Raw genomic sequence first — 18,902 nt, 5'->3', positions numbered from 1 at the left:
GGCGTGTGTCCGTCCGCCGGTGCCCCACCCGTTCCGTGCCGTCCTCGTGCGTCCGCGCGCTACGACAGCAGGCTCGGCGCCGCCCGGTCCAGCACCGAGCCGACGCGCTCCCAGGTCTCCATGTCCCGTGCGACCGGCGGGAGTTCGGGACCGTCCCCGGTCTGCCAGGACGCGGCGATCGCCACCGGGTCCTGGTCGCTGGCGGCGGACGCCGCCAGCGCCGCCGCGCCCAGGGCGACCAGTTCGCCGCTCTCCGGCACGATGACCGGGCGGCCGGAGAGCCGCCGTACGGTCTCCACCCACGTACGGCCCTGGGCGCCGCCGCCCACCAGGCGCAGCGGCCGGGACGCCACCGCCGGGTCGGCGGGGTCGAGTCCGCAGGCGCGCAGGACCTCGTCCAGCGCGCGCAGCACGGTGTACGCCGCGCCCTCGTAGGCCGCGCCGAGCAACTGCTGCGGCGTCGTGTCGTGCCGCAGGCCCGTGAGCAGTCCGGCGGCGGTCGGCAGATCGGGGGTGCGCTCGCCGTCGAGGTACGGCAGCAGCACCGCCTCGCCGCCCGGTGCCACGTCGTCGCGGTCCAGGCGCAGCAGTTCGGCGACCTTGTCGACGGCGAGCGTGCAGTTCAGGGTGCAGCCGAGCGGCAGGAACGTACCGTCGGCCGCCGCGAACCCGGACAGCGCCGCCGACGCGGGCCGGGTGCGGGTGGCGGCGAAGACCGTGCCCGACGTGCCGAGGCTCAGCACGGGGTGGTCCAGCAGCCCGGCGCCGCCGAGGCCGAGCCCCACGGCCGCGCTCATGTTGTCGCCGGTCCCGGCGGCGACCGCGATACCGGCGGGCAGCCCCAGCTCCTCGGCGGCCGAGGCGGTGAGCGAACCGACCCGCGCGGCGCCGGTCGGGGCGACGTCCGGCAGCACCGACGCGTCGAGGCCGACGAGCGCGAGCAGTTCGGGGTCGTACGCCCCGGTCGCCGTCGAGTACCAGCAGGTGCCCGACGCGTCGCCGGGGTCGGTGGCCGCCGTGCCGGCGAGACGTTCGGTGAGGAAGTCGTGCGGCAGCCGGACCGCGGCGGCGGCGTCGGCGGACGCGGGGTCGTTCTCGCGGAGCCACTGCCACTTGGCCGCCGTCATGGAGGCGACGGGCACGGAGCCGGTCCTGGCGAGCCACGCGTCGGGCCCGCCCAGCGCCTCGGTGAGCGCGGCGGCCTGCGGGGCGGAGCGGGTGTCGTTCCACAGCAGCGCGGGCCGCAGCGGCTTTCCGGCGGCGTCGAGCACCACCAGTCCGTGCTGCTGCCCGGCGACCGCGATACCGGTGACGGCGGACGCCGGTACTCCGGACTCCTTGAGCCCCATGGCGACGGCCTCACGCAGCGCCTGCCACCACACCTCGGGGTCGGTCTCCCGGGCCCCGCCCTCGCCGGTCACCCGGTGCGGCGCGCGTCCGACGGCGAGGAGCCGTCCGGTCGCCGCGTCGGTGAACGCCGCTTTGGTCGACTGGGTCGAGCTGTCGACGCCGATGACCACCTGGCTGTGCGGCACGGTCGTACCTCTTCCTGAATCCCGGGCTTGCGGCGGTATTTTGGCCGCAAGCCAACAAATTACGTGATGTTGTCGAGCATCCGGCAGACATGGGCGTCATTTCCTTGCCCAAGGGGCTGTTCGACCCCTCGGACAGGGTTGGGCGAACGCGGGGTCTTTTCCGTGTCCATCCAGACGTGCATTATTAGTCATGTCAGGAAACAAAAAGGTCTGCACCTGCCGGACCTGAGGTATGAAGGCGGCCAGAGAAATGACGGAACGTTTCACTCCCACCCCCGAGGACAAGTTCAGCTTCGGCCTGTGGACGGTCGGCTGGCAAGGCAGGGACCCGTTCGGAGACGCGACGCGCCCGGCGCTCGATCCCACGGAGTCCGTACAGCACCTCGCCGAACTCGGCGCGTACGGAGTGACCTTCCACGACGACGACCTGATCCCCTTCGGCTCGACCGACGCCGAACGCGAGGCGCACATCAAGCGCTTCCGGCAGGCGCTGGACACCACCGGTCTCGTCGTGCCGATGGTGACCACCAACCTCTTCACCCACCCCGTCTTCAAGGACGGCGGCTTCACGGCGAACGACCGCGACGTCCGCCGCTTCGCGCTGCGCAAGACCCTGCGCAACCTCGACCTGGCCGCCGAGCTGGGCGCGAAGCGGTTCGTCGCGTGGGGCGGCCGGGAGGGCGCGGAGTCCGGTGGCGCGAAGGACGTGGGCCTCGCGCTGGACCGGATGAAGGAGGGCTTCGACCTGCTCGGCGAGTACGTGGTGTCGCAGGGGTACGACATCAAGTTCGCCATCGAGCCCAAGCCGAACGAGCCGCGCGGCGACATCCTGCTGCCGACCGTCGGCCACGCGCTCGCCTTCATCGAGCGCCTGGAGCGCCCCGAGCTGTACGGCGTCAACCCCGAGGTCGGCCACGAGCAGATGGCCGGGCTCAACTTCCCGCACGCCATCGCGCAGGCCCTGTGGGCGGGCAAGCTCTTCCACATCGACCTCAACGGCCAGCACGGCACCCGCTACGACCAGGACCTGCGCTTCGGCGCCGGTGATCTGCGCGCCGCGTTCTGGCTGGTGGACCTGTTGGAGACGGCGGGCTGGGACGGCTCGCGGCACTTCGACTTCAAGCCGCCGCGCACCGAGGACTTCGACGGGGTCTGGGCGTCGGCCGCCGGCTGCATGCGCAACTACCTGATCCTCAAGGAGCGCGCCGCGTCGTTCCGCGCGGACCCGGAGGTCCAGGAGGCGCTGCGCGCCGCGCGCCTGGACGAGCTGGCGCTGCCGACCGCGGCCGACGGTGTGACCGCCCTGCTGGCGGACCGCACCGCGTACGAGGACTTCGACGTCTCGGCCGCGGCCAGCCGGGGCATGGCCTTCGAGCAGCTGGACCAGCTGGCCATGGACCACCTGCTGTGCGCCCGCTGACCACCGCGCCCTGACACGACGCGAGGCGGGCTGCCCGCCGACCCGCCTCGCGTACGGGGTACCCCCCGCACCGGCTTCCCCCGACATCGGCCGGCCTTCAACTCCGTTGCCACGCGGGGGTGATGGGCCCCGGCCGACAACCTGACGCCTCCCGACGCCCCGTCGACTCCGCGACGCCCCGCGCCGTACGCGCTACGCGCTCGTGCGTTCCGCGTACGCCACCGGGTCCGCCAGCACCGCCCGGACCACCAGTGCCGCCGCGCCCCGTGCCGCGTCGCCCGCCGAGGATGACGCGCGTAGGCGGCCACTGTCGTGCGGCCAGAGGCCCGACACCACCCGGTCCGTCAACTCGCCGTCGGCGGGCGGCGAGAGCCAGGGCATCAGACCCCGGTAGATCCCGCCGAGTACCACCGCGTCGGGGTCGAAGAGATTCACCGCGCCCGACAGGACACGGCCCAGCATCCGGCCGGCCTCGCCGATCGCGGCGATCGCACGTTTGTCGCCGCTCCTGGCCAGCGCCTCAAGCTCCGCGACGCCCGGCACCCCGGCGTTCTCGTCGAGCCCGGCGCCCCGCAGGAGCGCCGACTGGCCCGCGTACTGCTCCAGACAGCCGTGTGCGCCGCACCGGCACAGCGGACCGTCGGCGTCGACCACCACATGGCCGATCTCACCGGCGAAACCGTTGGCGCCGCGCAGCAGTTCGCCGTCGAGCACCAACGCGCCCCCGACGCCGATCTCGCCGGACAGATAGAGGAAGCTGCGGATCCCGCCCAGGCCGCCGAACCACAGCTCGGCGAGCGCCGCGAGATTCGCCTCGTTCTCCGAGCGCACCGGCAGTGCCGGCGCGGCGGGCCCCGCCTCCGTCAGCGCCGCCGCGAACAACTCCTCGGCGGGCACCCGGTTCCAGCCCAGGTTCGGCGCCTGGCGGACCGTACCCCCGGCGACCAGACCGGGCAGCGCGAGCTGCACCCCCACCGGAGACAGATCCTGCTCGGCGGCCGAGTCCAGGGTGCGCGCGGCGATCCGCGCGCCACGGGCGAGGACTTCGGCCGGCGCGGCGCCGCGGTTGTCGAGGTGTTCGGTGAGGCGTACGCGGTCGGTGCCCGACAGGTCGACCACGCACACCGACACATAGTCGATGTTGATCTCGACGCCGATGCCGGCCGGACCGGAGCGGGTCACCTTCAGTACGGTGCCGGGCCGGCCCGCCTGTCCGCTGAACGTCTTGCCGGACTCGGAGAGGAATCCGCTGTCCAGCAACTGCTCGACCAGCGAAGACACCGCGGCCCGGGTCAGTCCGACCCGCGCCGCCACACCGGCCCTGGTCGCTTCGCCCTCGTCCCGCACGGCCCGTAGTACCAGGCTCAGATTGTGCCGGCGCACCGTCTCTTTGTCGGCCTTGGGACCGAGCGATGTGTGGTTGCTCTTCATGGTGCGGTCGAGCCTATGTGATCGGTATCCGGACGGATGGCCGGTCCGGTGAGATCGATGGCCCTGCCAGTCACTTGTTTAAATTAATTAGTAATAATCGTTGACAGGGTCGGGCCACGCGGCGACAGTCTTCGTCGTGACCCCAACCTTCGGGAGACATCAGTGACTTCGCATCGGGCAACGGTGGCCGTCGTCGTCGCCGCGCTGTTCGCCGTGGCCGTGCCGTCCGCCCAGGCCGTCGACCGCCCCGTGGACCGGCCCTTGGACCGCTCGGTGGACCGTCCCGTGCACCGGCCCGCCGCCCAGGCCGTCGACCAGGGCGCCCCCGAGTACTACGACAGCGGCCTCGCCCCCACGCCGTACATGGGCTGGAACACCTACTACGGCCTCGGCGCCCCCACCGAGCAGGAGGTCAGGTCGGTCGCCGACCACCTCGTCAGCAGCGGCCTCCGGGACTCCGGCTACGACATCGTCTGGCTGGACGGCGGCTGGCAGGCCGACAACCCCCGTGACGGCGAGGGCCGCCTCGCCGCGCACCCCGGCCGTTTCCCCTCCGGCATCCCCGCCCTCGTGACGTATCTGCACCAGCGCGGGCTCAAGGCCGGCATCTACACCGACGCCGGCGCCTACGACGGCGGCAAGAGCTGCGGGCTCGGCAGCCGCGGCCACTACACCGAGGACGCCGGGCAGTTCGCCGACTGGAAGATCGACGCCATCAAGGTCGACTTCCTCTGCGGGATCGGCGCGAAGCTCGACCCGGGCCCCGCCTTCAAGGAGTTCAGCGACGCCGTCGCCAAGTCCGGCCGCCCGATGCTGCTCAACCTCTGCAACCCGCTGACCGACGACTGGGGCATCCCGCACACCCCCGAGCAGGACGCGCACAACACCTACGTCTACGGGCCGCGGACCGGTGACTCCTGGCGTACCGGCACCGACGTCGCCTTCGGCACCCCCTCCACCGGCCAGTGGGCCAACGTCCTGCGCAACATGGACGCCAACGCCTGGCACCCCGAGGCCCAGGGGCCGGGCCGCTACAACGACCCCGACTACCTCATCCCGATGCGCAAGCTGGAAGACGGCTCGTACGAGCTGACCGAGGAGGAGTCGACCACCCAGCTCGTCATGTGGGCCGTCATGGGCTCGCCCCTGGTCATGGGCTCCGACCCGCGCACCCTGCCGCAGTCGATGATCGACACCCTGCGCAACCCGGAGATCATCGCCGTCGACCAGGACCCGCTCGCCATCCAGGGCGTACGCGTGGCGACCGACGCCACCGGCGATGTCTACAGCAAGACCCTCAAGGGCGCGGGCAAACGCGCGGTCGTCCTCCTCAACCGCTCGGACAAGGCCGCGACGCGCACCCTGACCTTCGCGGACGCCGGACTGACGGGCGACGTCGCCGTACGGGACGTCCGCGCCCGCGCCGACCGGGGCACGCACAGCGGCTCCTACACCGTCACCGTCCCCGCGCACGGCACCGCCTTCCTCACCCTCGCCGGCCGGGACGACGCGCCGGGCGCCTCGCTCGGTACGCGTTCCACCGCCAGTCCCGCCCTGGTGCGCGACGGCGACCGGCTGACCGCGTTCACCCGGGGCGCGGACGGTTCGCTGCGGCAGCAGAGCGGACGTGACGGGCACTGGTCGTCCCGGACGACCGACCTCGGCGGGCCGACACACGGCCGGATCCTCGGCCAGCCCGCCGCCTACACCTCCGCCGCCGACCCGGGGCGGATCGACGTCTTCGTACGCGGCACCGACGACGCCGCGTACCGGCGCGCCTTCACCGACGGCCGCTGGGGAGGCTGGCAGAAGCTCGGCGGCAGCCTCGCCGACGCGCCGTCCGTCGCCTACGAGAGCGCCACGCGCTGGACGCTCCTCGCGCACGACGAGGACGGGCAGATCCGGTCCCGCGGCCCGCGCTCCGGATGGACGAGCCTGGGCGCGCCCGAGAACCGGACCGTGTACGGGCGGCCGTCCGCCGTCGTCGACGAGGCCGGCCGGACCCATGTCGCCGTACGCACCGCCGAGGACGCGGTGTGGTGGCGGGTCCGGGACACGGCCGGGACCTGGTCGCCGTGGACGTCGCTCGGCGGGACGGTCGGCGGCAGTCCGACGCTCGTCGCCGTGGACGGCGGGGTACGGCTGTACGCGCGGGCCGGCGACTACACGCTCTGGCAGCGCGCGTACGACTCCGATTCCGCCGGTGGCGGCGGCACCGGCGGCTGGGGCGACTGGTCGGCGCGCGGGGAGTTCGTCAGCGGCGTCTTCGACGGCGCGCTCGGCGCGACCGCCGGACCCGGCGACACCGTACTGACCGCCTTCCGAGGAGTCGACGGCCGCGTCCACCAGACCGGCTTCCCATCCGGCTCGTAGCCACCCGCTCGTCGGCACGTCCGGCTCATAGCCACCCGCTCGTCAGCACATCCGGCTCATGGCCGCCCGCTCGTCAGCGAGTCCGGGGCCGGCCCGGAGCGGCAACTCCGGCCGGCCCCACCCCGCACCACCCAACCCGCACCGTCCGACAGGGAGTTCACCCATGACCACCCCACCACCCGGCCGCCGCCAGTTCCTCGCCGGCACCGGCGCCGTCGGCGCCGCCGCGCTGCTCAGCGGCTGCGTCACCTCGGGATCGACCGGCACGAGCGAGTCGGGCGGCGAGGTCACCGTCCAGTCCAACCTCTCCTCACCGCAGGCCAAGGCGGCCATGGGCAAGGTCGTCGCGGGCTTCGTCAAGAAGGGCGGCGCGAAGGCGAAGCTCAACACCGTCGCCTCCGAGACCTTCCGCACCCAGCTCCCGACCTATCTCACCTCCGCCAACCCGCCGGACCTTTACACCTGGTACCCCGGCTCGGTCGCCGAGTCGTACGCCGCGAAAGACCTGCTCCTCGACATCAGCGACGTCTGGACCAAGCCCGAACTCAGCGGCTACACGGACGCGTTGGCGAAGCTCTGCACCTCGGGCGCGGGCAAGAAGGTCTTCGTCCCCACCTCCTACTACTGGTGGGGCGTCTTCTACCGGAAGTCGAACTTTGCCAAGTGGGGCGTCGAGGAGCCCAAGACCTGGGACGAGTTCCTGGACCTCTGCGACACCCTCAAGGGCAAGGGCGTCGCACCGATCGGCCTCGGCGCCGGCGGCAACACCCCCTGGGTGGCGTCCTCCTGGTTCGACTACCTGAACATCCGGCTCAACGGCGCCGCCTACCACCGTGAACTCCTCGCCGGGAAGCGCCGGTTCGACGACCCCGAGGTCCGCAAGGTCTTCGACCGCTGGGGCGAGGCGCTGCCCTACTTCGACCCGAACGGCACCGCCCTGCCCTTCCAGGACGCCACCACCGCCCTGCTCCAGGGCCGTACCGGAATGATGCTGATCGGCACGTTCTTCGCCGACTCCGCGCCCAAGGGGACACTGGAGGACATCGACTTCTTCCGCTTCCCCGTCATCGACCCCAAGGTCCCGGTCGCCGAAGAGGCCCCCACCGACGGCTACTTCGCCAGCGCCCGCACCGGCCGCGAGACCGAGGTCAAGGAGCTGCTGCGCTACCTCGCCACCGCCGAGGCGCAGGAGACGTACATCAAGAACTCCTCCGGCACCGCGCTGCCCACCCACCCCGACGCCAAGGACAGCGGAACCCCCCTCGTGAAGAAGGGCCGTGCGCTCATCGAGGGCGCGGCCGAACTCACCCAGTACTTCAACCGCGACTCCAGCGACGCGCTCCAGCCGCCCGCCGACGCCGCGCTCACCCGTTTCCTCGCCAAGCCCAAGGAGATCGGCTCCATCCTCACCACCTGGCAGCGCGAGTCACAGAAAATCTGGGGCCGCTGAGATGGCGGCGGTCGTCACCGGGCCCCTGAAGAGGCAACAGGAACAGCCGAGTTCGGCGGAGGACCGGCGGCCCCGGCGCAAGCGGTCCACCCGGGTCCCGCCCGTGGTCCTCGCCTTCGTCCTCGTTCCGCTGCTCGCCGAGGCCTTCTGGGTGTTCTGGCCCGCGGTCCAGGGCTTCTACCTCTCCCTGACCGACTGGGACGGTGTCTCCGCGCCGCGCTTCATCGGCCTCGGCAACTTCCGTGAGATGTTCGGCGACGCCGTCTTCCGTACCGCCGTGCTCGACACCGTCCTGTGGCTGCTGCTCTTCGGCGGGCTCTCCGCGCTCCTCGGCCTCGGCGCGGCGCTGCTCCTCCAGCAGGAGCGCCGCGGCGTCGGCTTCTACCGGGCCGCGCTCTTCCTGCCCGTCGTGTTCTCGCTCGTCGCCACCGCCCTCGTGTGGCAGGCGATGTACCAACCGGACGGACTGATCAACCAGTTCCTCGAAGCCGTCGGCCTCGGCGGCCTCACCCGCTCCTGGCTCGCCGACCAGGACACCGCCCTGTACGCCGTGATCGTGCCCGCCCTCTGGCGCCAGATCGGCTACGTGATGATCCTCTACATCGCCGGCCTCAAGGGCATCGACCCGGTGCTCTACGAGGCGTCGAAGGTCGACGGCGCGAGCCGCTGGCAGCGCTTCCGGCACATCACCCTGCCGCAGCTGCGCAGCGTCAACGCCGTCGTCCTCTCGGTCATCGTCATCGACTCGCTGCGCTCCTTCGACGTGGTCTGGGCCCTCACCCGCGGCGGGCCGTACCACTCGTCCGAACTGCTCTCCACGTACATGTACTCCACCGCCTTCCAGTCGCTGCGACTGGGCTACGGCTCCGCCCTCGCGGTCGTGATCTTCGTGCTGGCCTTCGGGGTCATCGCCTCGTATCTCGTCCGCGCCTTCCGGGAGGCCGACTGATGTCCGTCACCTCCGGCTCCACCGCCACCCGGCGCAGACTGGCCACCGCAGGCTTCCACCTCGGCGCCGGCGCCCTGTCCGTCCTGTGGCTGCTGCCCATCGCGCTGGTCCTCGTCACCAGCGTCCGCTCGTTCGACGACATCGCCGCCAACGGGCTCGGCGGTCTGCCGCACTCCTTCACCCTCGACGGCTTCCGCCAGGCCTGGGTCGACGGCGGCCAGCAGCGGGCGCTGATCAACAGCATGCTCGTCACCGTGCCGACCGTGCTCATCACACTGGCCCTCGCGTCGATGGCCGCATTCGCCCTCAGCCGCTACCAACTGCCGCTGCGCCGCACGCTGTTGCTGCTGATGCTCGGCGGCAATCTGCTGCCGCCGCAGATCCTGCTCATCCCGGTCTCCCGGATCAGCGAGAGCCTCGGCCTGTACGACACGCTGTACGCGCTCATCGGCGTACAGATCGGCTTCGGCGTCGGCTTCTACGTCTTCGTCCTCTACGGATTCATGCGGTCCCTCCCCGTCGAGATCCAGCAGGCCGCGGTGATCGACGGGGCGAGCCCCTGGCAGATCTACTCGCGCATCGTGCTGCCGCTGACCAAACCCGCGCTCGCCGCGCTCAGCGCGCTCTCCTTCACCTGGATCTTCAACGATCTGCTGTGGGCCATCACCGTGCTGCGGACCGACAGCCAGATGCCGATCACCGCGTCACTGATCGGACTCCAGGGCCAATATGTGTCCATGTGGAATGTGATCGCGGCCGGCTCCGTCATCGCGGCGGCCCCGACCGTCCTCGTATTCCTGCGGTTCCAGCGCCACTTCGTCGCCGGACTCAATCTGGGAGCGGTCAAATGACCCCGCGCGAACCGTGGTTGCTCCGCACCACGAACACCGTCTACGCCGTCGCCCTCGCCCCGGGCGAGGGCTGGGCGGAACTCTCCGCCTGGGGACCGCACGGCGCCGAACAGGGACCGTCCCCGCTCGACTGGTCACGCCGTACGCACTTCATCACCCCCGCCGACGCCGCCCCCGCCGAGTACATCCCTTACGGGCCACGGCCGTTCACCGGCGCCGACCTGGTCGCCCAGCGCCCCGGCGAGGAGCGCGGCGTGTGGTGGAGCTTCACCGGCGCGAGCGCCGACGGCGACCACGCGCTGCGCCTCGTCTTCGCCGACGACACACTCGGACTGACCACGACCCTCTGCTACGAGACCGTGCCCGGCACCGACGTGATCCTCCGCTGGACCGAACTCGGCTCCACCGGCGACACCGAACTGCGCCTGGAACGCTTCGACTCGGCCGCCGTCAACATCCCCGTCACCGACACGGCGCGGCTCACCTACCTCGCCGGCCAGTGGTCGCACGAGTTCCAGCTCACCCAGCTCGAACTCACCCGTGGCCGCTTCGAGTTGGCCAGTACCCAGTCCGTCCCGGGGCACGCGTACGCGCCCTGGCTGGCGATCCAGGACGCGGCTGCCCCCGCCGAGGGCGCCACCCCCACCTACGGCATCGCCCTCGAATGGTCCGGCGGCTGGCACATCACCGCCGACGCCGAGCCGGGCGGCGCGCTGCGCGTACGGGCCGGCCGGCAGCCGTTCGAGAGCGCCGTCCGCCTCGGGCCCGGAGCCACGCTCACCACCCCGCGACTGGCCTGCGCGTTCAGCCCGGACGGACTCGAAGGCCTCGCCCGAGTCTGGCACCGCTACGAACGGCGGCTCTCGAGCGAGCGGCTGCACCGGCCGCGCCCGGTGCTCTACAACTCCTGGGAGGCCACCGGCTTCGACGTCGAGGCCGCCGGCCAACTGGCGCTGGCGCGCGTCGCCGCGGACATCGGCGCCGAGCTGTTCGTCGTCGACGACGGCTGGTTCACCGGCCGCGACGACGACACCGGCGGCCTCGGCGACTGGTATCCCGACCCGGCCAAATTCCCCGAGGGCTTCGACCGGTTCATCGCCCAGGTGCGCGAGCTGGGGCTGGACTTCGGACTCTGGGTGGAGCCCGAGGCCGTCAGCCCCGGCTCGGCCCTGCACGCCGAACACCCCGAGTGGGTCTACCGTGTCGAAGGCCGCCCCGTCACCCTCGTACGCAACCAGCTCCTGCTCGACCTCGGCCGTGCCGACGTCCAGGACTTCGTCATCGCCACCCTGGACCGGCTGCTCGGCACGTACGCGATCAGCTATCTCAAGTGGGACATGAACCGCCCGCCCACCGAACGCGGCCGGCCCGACGACCCGCGCCCCGTCGAGAACCAGGACCTCGACGCCGCGCACGTGGCCGGCTACCTCCGCGTACTCGACCATCTGCGCACCGCGCACCCGCACGTCACCGTCGAGGGCTGCGCGGGCGGCGGCGGCCGGATCGACCACGCCACACTCGCCCGCACCGACGTCCTCTGGCCCAGCGACAACACCGCCCCGCTCGACCGGCTCACGATCCAGTACGGCTATCTGCACGCCCACGCGCCGCACACGATGAGTTCCTGGGTGACGGACGCGCCGGGCATCTTCGACCCCCGGCCCCGTACGCTCGCCTTCCGCTTCGTCAGCTCCCTGTCGGGCGTCCTCGGCATCGGCGCCGACATCCTGAAGTGGACGGACGAGCAGCGCGCCGAGGCCGCGCGCTGGATCGCCCGCTACAAGGAGATCCGCGACGTCGTCCACCACGGCGAGATGCGGCTGCTCAACTCGCCCGCCGAGCCGACCTGCGGCGTTCAGTACGACGAAGCCGGAGGGGGCGCCGGCGCACGCACCGTCGTCACCGCCTGGAACACCGGCCCGCTCGACGGCGCGCCGCTCGTGCCGGGACGCCCGGCCCGGCTGCGGCTGCGGGGACTAGACCCGGCGGCCCGGTACCGGGACGAGGAGTCCGGCACGGTGTATGGCGGCGGGTATCTGCTGCACTCGGGGCTGCCGTTCCACTGGAGCGCCGACCACGACGCCGAACTGGTGGTTCTGACCCGGACGGACGGCCCGGAACCGGCAGCGGTGACCCCATGACCCGCACGCTCACTACAGTCGCCCACGTCGCCAGGGCCGCCGCGAGGCGGCCACGCACCCGGAGGAGCCGAACCGCCTCATGAACGCACCAGCCCGCTTCCACGACCGCGTCGCCGTGGTCACCGGAGCCGCGTCGGGCATCGGAGCCGCCGCCGCGTCCCGGCTCGCCGCCGAGGGCGCCGCCGTGATCCTCGCCGACATCGACACGGCGCACGGCGAGGCCGTCGCCGCTGGCATCCGCGACAACGGGGGCCGGGCCGACTTCGTACGGGCCGACGTCGCCGAACAGGACGACTGGGACCGGGTCGTGGCCGCCGCCCACCGCCACGGGCCCGTCGGCGTCCTCGTCAGCAACGCCTACACCGTGGACGTCAGCCCCGCGCACGAGATGACCGTCGCCTCCTGGGAGCGCCAGCTCGCCGTCAACCTCACCGGCGGTTTCCTCGGCTTCCGCGCCGCGCTGCCCGATCTGCGCGCCCACCGCGGCGCCGTGGTGCTGACGTCGTCGGTCCACGCGCACATGGGCATCCCCGGCCACCCGGCCTACGCCGCGAGCAAGGGCGCGCTGCTCTCGCTGTGCGGTCAACTCGCCGTCGAGTACGGGCCCGACGTACGCGTCAACGCCGTGCTCCCCGGACCGATCCTCACCGCCGCGTGGGACCGCGTACCCGAACAGGAGCGGGCCCTCAGCGTCGAGGGCACGGCGGCGCGCCGCTTCGGCACCCCCGAGGAGGTCGCGGCGGCCATCGCGTTCCTGGCAGCCGACGAGGCCGCCTACATCACCGGATCGAGTCTGCTCGTGGACGGCGGATGGAGTGTCGTGAAGGCCTCGGCCTGACGGCCGTCGACCCGGCCGCACGACCAACCGCCCCACACGGGAGACCAGCAGAAAGGCAGAACGACACATGACGCCATACGCGCGCCGCGGAGTGCACGGCCAGACCGTGGAGACTCTCGCGCGCCGGGTGCTCAGCGGCGAGATCCCCGAGGGCGCCACCCTCGATCTCGTGGCACTCCAGCGCGAGTTGGACGTCAGCCTGACCGCCCTGCGCGAGTCGCTGAAGGTGCTCGCCGCCAAGGGAATGGTCGACGCGCGGCAGCGCCGGGGGACGTTCGTCAGATCCCGCTCCGACTGGAACCTCCTCGACGCCGACGTCCTGCGCTGGCAGTTCGCCGAAGGCACCAGCACGGGCACGGACCTGAACCTGCTGCGCAACCTCGGCGAGGTGCGCGGCATCATCGAACCGGCCGCCGTCCGGCTCGCCGCCGAGCGGCGCACCGACACCGATCTCGCCGCGCTGGAAGCGGCGTTGACGGAGATGGGGGAGGGGGACGGCGGAGCCGCGCACGCGGTCGAGGCCGACCTCGCCTTCCACCGCGCGCTCCTCGCCGCCACCCACAACGAGCTGCTGGAACGCATGGAGATGGTCATCGAGTCCGGCCTCGCCCACCGCGACCGGATCGTGCACTCCTCACCGCACGGCGAGGATCCCGTGCCGAGCCACCGCGCCGTCCTGGACGCCGTACGCGCCCAGGACCCGGACGCCGCGCAGCAGGCCATGCGGGCGCTGCTCGACCAGGCGGTCCGCGACCTGGACAAGGTGCACGGCACGGCGGGCGCACCGGGCGCCCCCGAGACGAAAGGCTCCGAGGCGAAGTGAAGATTGTTCGCGTGGAGACATTCCTCGTCCCGCCCCGCTGGCTGTTCTGCCGTATCGAGACGGACGACGGCACCGTCGGCTGGGGCGAACCGGTGGTCGAGGGCCGGGCGGAGGTCGTACGGGCGGCCGTGGACGTCCTCGCCGAGTTTCTCGTCGGCCAGGACCCGCTGCGGATCGAGGACCACTGGCAGGTCATGACCAAGGGCGGCTTCTACCGGGGCGGCCCGGTGCTCTCCAGCGCCGTCGCCGGGATCGACCAGGCCCTGTGGGACATCGCGGGCAAGACGTACGGCGCGCCCGCGCACGCCCTCCTCGGCGGGCCCGTCAGGGACCGGGTGCGGGTGTACGCGTGGGTGGGCGGCGACGAACCCGCCCGGCTCACCGACGAGGTCACGGCACAGGTCGAGGCCGGCTTCACCGCCGTGAAGATGAACGCCGCCGGGCGTACGTCCCCGATCACCAGCCCCGCCGAGACCGCCGCCGTGGTCGAGCGGGTGGCGGCGGCACGCGCGGTCCTCGGCCCGCACCGGGACGTCGCGGTCGACTTCCACGGCCGCTTCAGCCCGGCGGGCGCCCGCCGGGTCCTGTCCGAACTCGCCCCGCTGCACCCGCTGTTCGTGGAGGAGCCGCTGCTGCCGGAGCACGGGCATCTGCTGGCCGGGCTGATCGCGTCCAGCCCCGTACCCGTCGCGACCGGCGAACGGCTCTACGGGCGCGCCGAGTTCCTGCCCGCGCTCGCCGCGGGCATCGCCGTGGCCCAGCCCGACCTCTCGCACGCCGGCGGCATATCGGAGGTGCACCGCATCGCGTCGCTCGCCGACACCTACGGGGCGCAGCTGGCACCGCACTGCCCGCTGGGCCCGATCGCGCTGGCCGCCAGCCTCCAAGTCGCCTTCTGCACCCCGAACTTCCTCATCCAGGAGCAGAGCAGGGGCCTGCACTACAACAAGGACGCCGACCTGCTGTCGTACGTCGTGGACACCGAACCGTTCCGCTTCACCGACGGCCACGCGCACCGCACCGAACTGCCGGGGCTCGGCGTCACGGTCGACGAGAACGCCGTACGCGCCGCCGACCGGGCCGGGCACGCCTGGCGCAACCCGCTCTGGCGCCACGACGACGGCTCGTTCGCCGAATGGTGAGCGTGCCGGTCCGCGCCGAGACCGACCGCGCGCACGGCGGCCGGTGGACATCGCTGCGCGCGGGCGGCCGGGAGTGGCTGTGGCGGCGCGACGAGCCGCGCCGTGCCCTCGTCACGCCGGGCGACGCCTTCGCCGACGCCGGGGGAGTAGAGGAGTGCGTCCCGACGGTGCGCGGCGCCCCCGACCACGGTGACGCGTGGTCCCGGCCCTGGCACCGGGCCGGCGACGAGGAGTGGGTCGACTGCCCGGACTTCCATCTCGTACGCCGTATCCGCAGCGAGGGGGACGCGCTCGTCGCCGACTACCGGCTCACGGCCGCACCGGGCCACCGCTTCCTCTGGGCCGCCCACGCGCTCCTGGACGTGTCGCCCGACGCCACCCTCGGCATCCCCGACGGCACGCCGACCCACCTCTACCCGGACGAGGGGGCGCGCCGGATCGCGGGCGCCTGGCCCCTGGTCGCCGATGTGCCGCTCGACCGGCTCGGCCCGGACGACGGCACGGCCGTGGGCGCGATCGTCGCCACCCCGAGGGTGTCGGTGCGCGACGGCCGGAACACGCTGCACCTGAGCGTCGACGCACCGGGCCGGCCCGTCTCCGTCGCCCTCTGGCGCAACCTCGGCGGCTTCCCCGCCAACGCGCCGTACCGCTCCATCGGCGTCGAACCGATGCTCGGCCGCGTCTTCGACCTGTCGACGGCGGGAGAGACCGACGCCGCACGGGTCCCGACGTCGGGCGAGGCCCACTGGCGCCTGACGATCACGGCGACGACCGACGAGCCGTCCCCGTGAACACGGCCGGACACGTGGGTGCGCCGGTAGCGACCGATGGCCGGGAGGTCCGGGCTCACGCCCCTGGGCGCCCGCTCGCCGCGTCGCCGACGTCGCCCACGTCTGCCGGGCGACGAGGGGGAGCCCCGCGCCCGCTGGGGCGGCGTGCGGAGGCGTCCGGGGTGCACGAGATCGGTTGGACGGGCCGTCCCACGTCCCCCGTCGACCGGCGACAGCCAGGCCCACCGGCACACGTGGGGTGTGCCGGTGGCCGTCGCCCGCGTACGCCGAGGGACGAGGGGGAGCCCCGCGCCCCCATGGACGGCGTGCGGAGGCGTCCGGGGCGCACGAGATCGGTTGGACGGGCCGTCCCCCGTCGACCGTCGACCGGCGACAGCCGGGCCCACCTGGCACTGGCCACCGGGGGGCGTCGACCGCACCCCGTCATCAAGCGCACCCACCGCGCGCGGTGGGTCCCCGAGGCGCACGTAGCCTCGAATGTTCGACCGCCCACCAGCCACCACCCACCCAGAAGGGAACCCCCGTGGATCTGCCGGCCGCCCTGCGTGCCCATCGACTCGTCGCCATCGTGCGCGGCGACGACCCCGACGCGGCGCTCAGGACCGTACTCACCCTGGTCGAGGAGGGCATCGCCCTCGTGGAGGTCTCCCTCAGCGGGCGGGACGCGCTGGACGTCATCGCGCGGGCCCGCGCCGCGCTCGGACCCGGCGCGCCCCTCGGTGCCGGCACCGTCCTGACCGCCGACGACGCGCGCGCCGTGCACCGGGCCGGCGCGGACTTCGTCGTCACGCCCGCCGTCTGCGCAGGCGTCACCGCCGCGCGGGAGCTCCAACTGCCCGTACTCGCCGGAGTGATGACGCCCACCGAGATCGTCGCCGCGCTGCGCGCCGGAGCCTGCGCCGTGAAGCTCTTCCCCGCCGCCCAGGCCGGCGGCCCGGAGTATCTGCGCGCGCTCCAAGGCCCGTTCCCCGACGTCCCGTTCGTGCCGGTCGGGGGTGTCGACGCCGCAGCCGCCCGCGCGTATCTCGACGCCGGGGCGCTCGCGGTCGGCGTCGGATCCCCCCTCGTGGGGGACGCCGCCGGCCCGGCGGGCGGAGCCGGTGACGACGCGCTGCGCGCCCGCGCTCGCGTCTTCCTGGACGTCGTACGCGCCGGTGCCCAGGGCGGCCCTTCGTGAGTACGGGTCCGCTCCTGCGCCCGGGACCGGTCGTCTGTGTCGGCGAGACCATGGCGGCCCTGGCGCCCGACCCGGTCGCACCGCTCGACACCGCCGAACTGCTGCGGCTCGACGTCGCGGGCGCCGAGTCGAACGTCGCGATGTATCTCGCCGACCACGGTGTGCCGGCCCGCTGGGTGTCAGCGCTCGGCGACGACCCCTTCGGGCGGCGGGTCCGGGAGCGGATCGCCGCGTCGGGCGTCGACGTCTCCGGTGTACGGACCGACCCGGCCCGCCCCACCGGCCTGCTGGTCAAGAATCCCGGCACGGACGCGACCACCGTGCACTACTACCGCGCCGGATCGGCGGCCTCCGCGCTGGGACCGTCCGCCCTGGACTCTCCGACGGTGCGGGACGCGGCCCTTGTCCATCTCACCGGCATCACCCCGGCGCTCTCGGCGTCCTGCCGCGCCCTGGTGGAGCGGGCGCTGCGCCCGGAGCGGCCGTACGCCGTCAGCTTCGACGTCAACCACCGCCCCGCGCTCTGGGGCGACGAGCCGGCCGCCGATGTCCTGCTGTCGCTCGCGGCCCGCGCGGATCTCGTCCTGGTCGGGCTCGACGAGGCCCAGGCGCTCTGGGGCACGGCCCTGACCTCCGCCGACACGGTCCGCGCCCTCCTGCCGGAGCCGCGCGTGCTGGTCGTCAAGGACGGGGCGCGGGCGGCCACCGCGTATGTCGGCCCCGACACGTACACGGTGCGCGCGCCGACGGTGCGGGTGGTCGAGCCGGTGGGCGCGGGCGACGCGTTCGCCGGAGGTTTCCTGGCCGGTCTGCTGCGCCACGACGATCCGGTACGGGCCCTGCGCCTCGGCCATCTGACGGCGGCGTCCGCCCTGCGCGTCGCGGCCGACCACGGCCCGCTGCTGCCGCCGGACCGTACCCGGGACCTGCTGTCGGCCGACGAGAGCACCTGGAACTCGCTCTCCGTATAGAGAAGGCCCCGTCGGCAAAGGCCCCGCCCAGGGCCCGCGTCGTCAGCCGCGCTGCCGCATCGGGATCTCTCCCCGAGACGACTGCGCCTCCCACGTAGGCGTCGTCCCCGCGAGCTGGCAGACCATCAGGTAGAAGGGGATCGGCGGCGTGTACGGGGTGGGGGCGTCCGGCCAGTGGATCAGCCGGGGGCGGGTGGCCGGGACCAGCGTCCCGGAGACGTAGCGCGCGGGCTGAGGCCAGTCCAGTTCGAGATTCGAGCCGGCGGGGACGATCCACCACCACCACTCGGTGTCGGCGAAGACGCAGCCGGTGCTGGGCAGCCTGCCCATCAGCCGGAACCCGTGCCTCGCGGGGACGCCCACCGCGTCACAGCCGAGCGAGGCGGGCAGCGTCGGCGGCAGCGGCAGTTGCGCGAATCCGCTCCGCTCCTCGCGCAGCCCCCGGGCGAACCGGCGCATCGCACCCATCAGCACGGTTGCCCCTGCCCCTGCCCGGCTTCGTGCGGCAGCTCCGCCCAGACGACACGCCCGGCGCCGTAACCGGATGTGTCCCGTGTTCCCCAGCTGCTGCTCATGGCGTCCACGAGGAGCAGTCCCCGGCCGTGCTCGTCGTGCTCGTCGTCGGTCGACCGGTGCAACTGCGGCCCGGTGGGCCCGAAACCCTGGTCCTCGACCGCTATGTGGAGGCGGCCGTTTCCTTCGCGCAATTCGCACATGACATGGTCGCCGGGCGCGTGGACGACGGCGTTCGTCACCAGCTCCGAGATGATCAGGATCGCGGTCTCGCGTGTCTCGTCCGTGGTGCCCCACCGGTCGAGCCGCGCACGGGTGAGCCGTCTGGCGCGACAGACCGACTCCGCGTGGGCGGGTAGGGCGAAACCGTAGCGGCGGACAACGTTGCCAGGGCACACGGTCATCAGCGGGGGGGTGAGCGCGTTACCAGGTGCCACGACCGATTCCTAACGGTGGGGAAGCAGCACCGTGCGAAACCTCCGGGCGGAGCACGACAA

General features: G+C 72.8%; 16 protein-coding genes. 12 read left to right on the top strand and 4 right to left on the bottom strand.

Translation table 11 applies throughout. The features are described 5' to 3' along the window. Positions 1-59: 59 nt before the first annotated feature. Positions 60-1,535 carry a xylulokinase gene (gene xylB / locus ACFYNU_RS03210; RefSeq protein WP_356589551.1) on the bottom strand — a complete coding sequence of 492 codons (1,476 nt, stop codon included), beginning with the start codon at positions 1,533-1,535 and terminating at the stop codon, positions 60-62. A gap of 250 nt (positions 1,536-1,785) precedes the next feature. Here xylB and xylA point away from each other — a divergent pair, with 250 nt between their 5' ends. Next, on the top strand, positions 1,786-2,955 hold the full coding sequence (gene xylA / locus ACFYNU_RS03205; protein WP_356589549.1) for a xylose isomerase: 1,170 nt from the start codon (positions 1,786-1,788) through the stop codon (positions 2,953-2,955). Positions 2,956-3,147: 192 nt separating this feature from the next. Here xylA and ACFYNU_RS03200 read toward each other — a convergent pair whose 3' ends face one another. Further along, positions 3,148-4,386, bottom strand: coding sequence for an ROK family protein (locus ACFYNU_RS03200; RefSeq protein ID WP_356589547.1), 1,239 nt, complete (start codon positions 4,384-4,386; stop codon positions 3,148-3,150). A gap of 162 nt (positions 4,387-4,548) precedes the next feature. Here ACFYNU_RS03200 and ACFYNU_RS03195 point away from each other — a divergent pair, with 162 nt between their 5' ends. The 11 genes from ACFYNU_RS03195 to ACFYNU_RS03145 all read left to right on the top strand — a co-directional run bounded on the left by ACFYNU_RS03195 (position 4,549) and on the right by ACFYNU_RS03145 (position 17,892). Further along, positions 4,549-6,759, top strand: a complete 2,211-nt coding sequence (locus ACFYNU_RS03195) for a glycoside hydrolase family 27 protein (protein WP_388764945.1) — start codon at positions 4,549-4,551, stop codon at positions 6,757-6,759. 163 nt (positions 6,760-6,922) lie between these two features. Continuing rightward, positions 6,923-8,209 (top strand): ABC transporter substrate-binding protein, encoded by a 1,287-nt coding sequence (locus tag ACFYNU_RS03190; protein ID WP_356589545.1) that lies wholly within the window; start codon positions 6,923-6,925, stop codon positions 8,207-8,209. A gap of 1 nt (position 8,210) precedes the next feature. Beyond that, positions 8,211-9,158, top strand: coding sequence for a sugar ABC transporter permease (locus ACFYNU_RS03185; RefSeq protein ID WP_356589543.1), 948 nt, complete (start codon positions 8,211-8,213; stop codon positions 9,156-9,158). Further along, entirely contained in the window at positions 9,158-10,009 is an 852-nt protein-coding gene (locus ACFYNU_RS03180) for a carbohydrate ABC transporter permease (RefSeq protein ID WP_356589541.1), read from the top strand. Before ACFYNU_RS03185 ends, ACFYNU_RS03180 begins: the two co-directional genes overlap by 1 nt. Beyond that, positions 10,006-12,150: an alpha-galactosidase gene (locus ACFYNU_RS03175; RefSeq protein WP_356589539.1), complete on the top strand. Its 2,145-nt coding sequence runs from the start codon at positions 10,006-10,008 to the stop codon at positions 12,148-12,150. Before ACFYNU_RS03180 ends, ACFYNU_RS03175 begins: the two co-directional genes overlap by 4 nt. Before the next feature lie 79 nt (positions 12,151-12,229). Continuing rightward, positions 12,230-12,988 carry an SDR family oxidoreductase gene (locus ACFYNU_RS03170; RefSeq protein ID WP_356589537.1) on the top strand — a complete coding sequence of 253 codons (759 nt, stop codon included), beginning with the start codon at positions 12,230-12,232 and terminating at the stop codon, positions 12,986-12,988. A gap of 67 nt (positions 12,989-13,055) precedes the next feature. After that, complete coding sequence (locus tag ACFYNU_RS03165; RefSeq protein ID WP_356589535.1) at positions 13,056-13,811, top strand: FadR/GntR family transcriptional regulator; 756 nt, start codon at positions 13,056-13,058, stop codon at positions 13,809-13,811. Beyond that, a complete protein-coding gene (dgoD, locus tag ACFYNU_RS03160; RefSeq protein ID WP_356589533.1) occupies positions 13,808-14,953 on the top strand; it encodes a galactonate dehydratase in 1,146 nt (381 codons plus the stop codon). Before ACFYNU_RS03165 ends, dgoD begins: the two co-directional genes overlap by 4 nt. Continuing rightward, a complete protein-coding gene (locus tag ACFYNU_RS03155; protein ID WP_356589531.1) occupies positions 14,947-15,744 on the top strand; it encodes a hypothetical protein in 798 nt (265 codons plus the stop codon). Before dgoD ends, ACFYNU_RS03155 begins: the two co-directional genes overlap by 7 nt. A gap of 523 nt (positions 15,745-16,267) precedes the next feature. Then, positions 16,268-16,921 carry a bifunctional 4-hydroxy-2-oxoglutarate aldolase/2-dehydro-3-deoxy-phosphogluconate aldolase gene (locus tag ACFYNU_RS03150; protein WP_356589529.1) on the top strand — a complete coding sequence of 218 codons (654 nt, stop codon included), beginning with the start codon at positions 16,268-16,270 and terminating at the stop codon, positions 16,919-16,921. Next, a complete protein-coding gene (locus ACFYNU_RS03145) occupies positions 16,918-17,892 on the top strand; it encodes a sugar kinase (RefSeq protein ID WP_356589527.1) in 975 nt (324 codons plus the stop codon). The genes ACFYNU_RS03150 and ACFYNU_RS03145 overlap by 4 nt, the downstream gene beginning before the upstream one ends. Positions 17,893-17,934: 42 nt before the next feature. Here the strand turns inward: ACFYNU_RS03145 and ACFYNU_RS03140 are convergent, their stop codons facing one another. Further along, positions 17,935-18,360, bottom strand: a complete 426-nt coding sequence (locus ACFYNU_RS03140; protein WP_356589696.1) for a hypothetical protein — start codon at positions 18,358-18,360, stop codon at positions 17,935-17,937. Beyond that, positions 18,360-18,842: an ATP-binding protein gene (locus ACFYNU_RS03135; RefSeq protein WP_356589525.1), complete on the bottom strand. Its 483-nt coding sequence runs from the start codon at positions 18,840-18,842 to the stop codon at positions 18,360-18,362. The genes ACFYNU_RS03140 and ACFYNU_RS03135 overlap by 1 nt, the downstream gene beginning before the upstream one ends. Positions 18,843-18,902 lie beyond the last annotated feature (60 nt).

This window comes from Streptomyces sp. NPDC006643 (assembly GCF_042870175.1).
Lineage (GTDB): Bacteria > Actinomycetota > Actinomycetes > Streptomycetales > Streptomycetaceae > Streptomyces.
The sequence above is the reverse complement of the archived record's forward strand: the minus strand, read 5'-3'. Positions and strand labels throughout refer to the sequence as shown.

Excerpts from the sequence above, each read along its gene's own strand:
- ACFYNU_RS03170 (WP_356589537.1), top strand. The coding sequence starts at position 12,230 with ATGAACGCACCAGCCCGCTTCCACGACCGCGTCGCCGTGGTCACCGGA.
- ACFYNU_RS03165 (WP_356589535.1), top strand. The coding sequence starts at position 13,056 with ATGACGCCATACGCGCGCCGCGGAGTGCACGGCCAGACCGTGGAGACT.
- ACFYNU_RS03175 (WP_356589539.1), top strand. The coding sequence starts at position 10,006 with ATGACCCCGCGCGAACCGTGGTTGCTCCGCACCACGAACACCGTCTAC.
- ACFYNU_RS03140 (WP_356589696.1), bottom strand. The coding sequence starts at position 18,360 with ATGGGTGCGATGCGCCGGTTCGCCCGGGGGCTGCGCGAGGAGCGGAGC.
- ACFYNU_RS03180 (WP_356589541.1), top strand. The coding sequence starts at position 9,158 with ATGTCCGTCACCTCCGGCTCCACCGCCACCCGGCGCAGACTGGCCACC.
- ACFYNU_RS03185 (WP_356589543.1), top strand. The coding sequence starts at position 8,211 with ATGGCGGCGGTCGTCACCGGGCCCCTGAAGAGGCAACAGGAACAGCCG.
- ACFYNU_RS03190 (WP_356589545.1), top strand. The coding sequence starts at position 6,923 with ATGACCACCCCACCACCCGGCCGCCGCCAGTTCCTCGCCGGCACCGGC.
- ACFYNU_RS03200 (WP_356589547.1), bottom strand. The coding sequence starts at position 4,386 with ATGAAGAGCAACCACACATCGCTCGGTCCCAAGGCCGACAAAGAGACG.
- xylA (WP_356589549.1), top strand. The coding sequence starts at position 1,786 with ATGACGGAACGTTTCACTCCCACCCCCGAGGACAAGTTCAGCTTCGGC.
- ACFYNU_RS03155 (WP_356589531.1), top strand. The coding sequence starts at position 14,947 with ATGGTGAGCGTGCCGGTCCGCGCCGAGACCGACCGCGCGCACGGCGGC.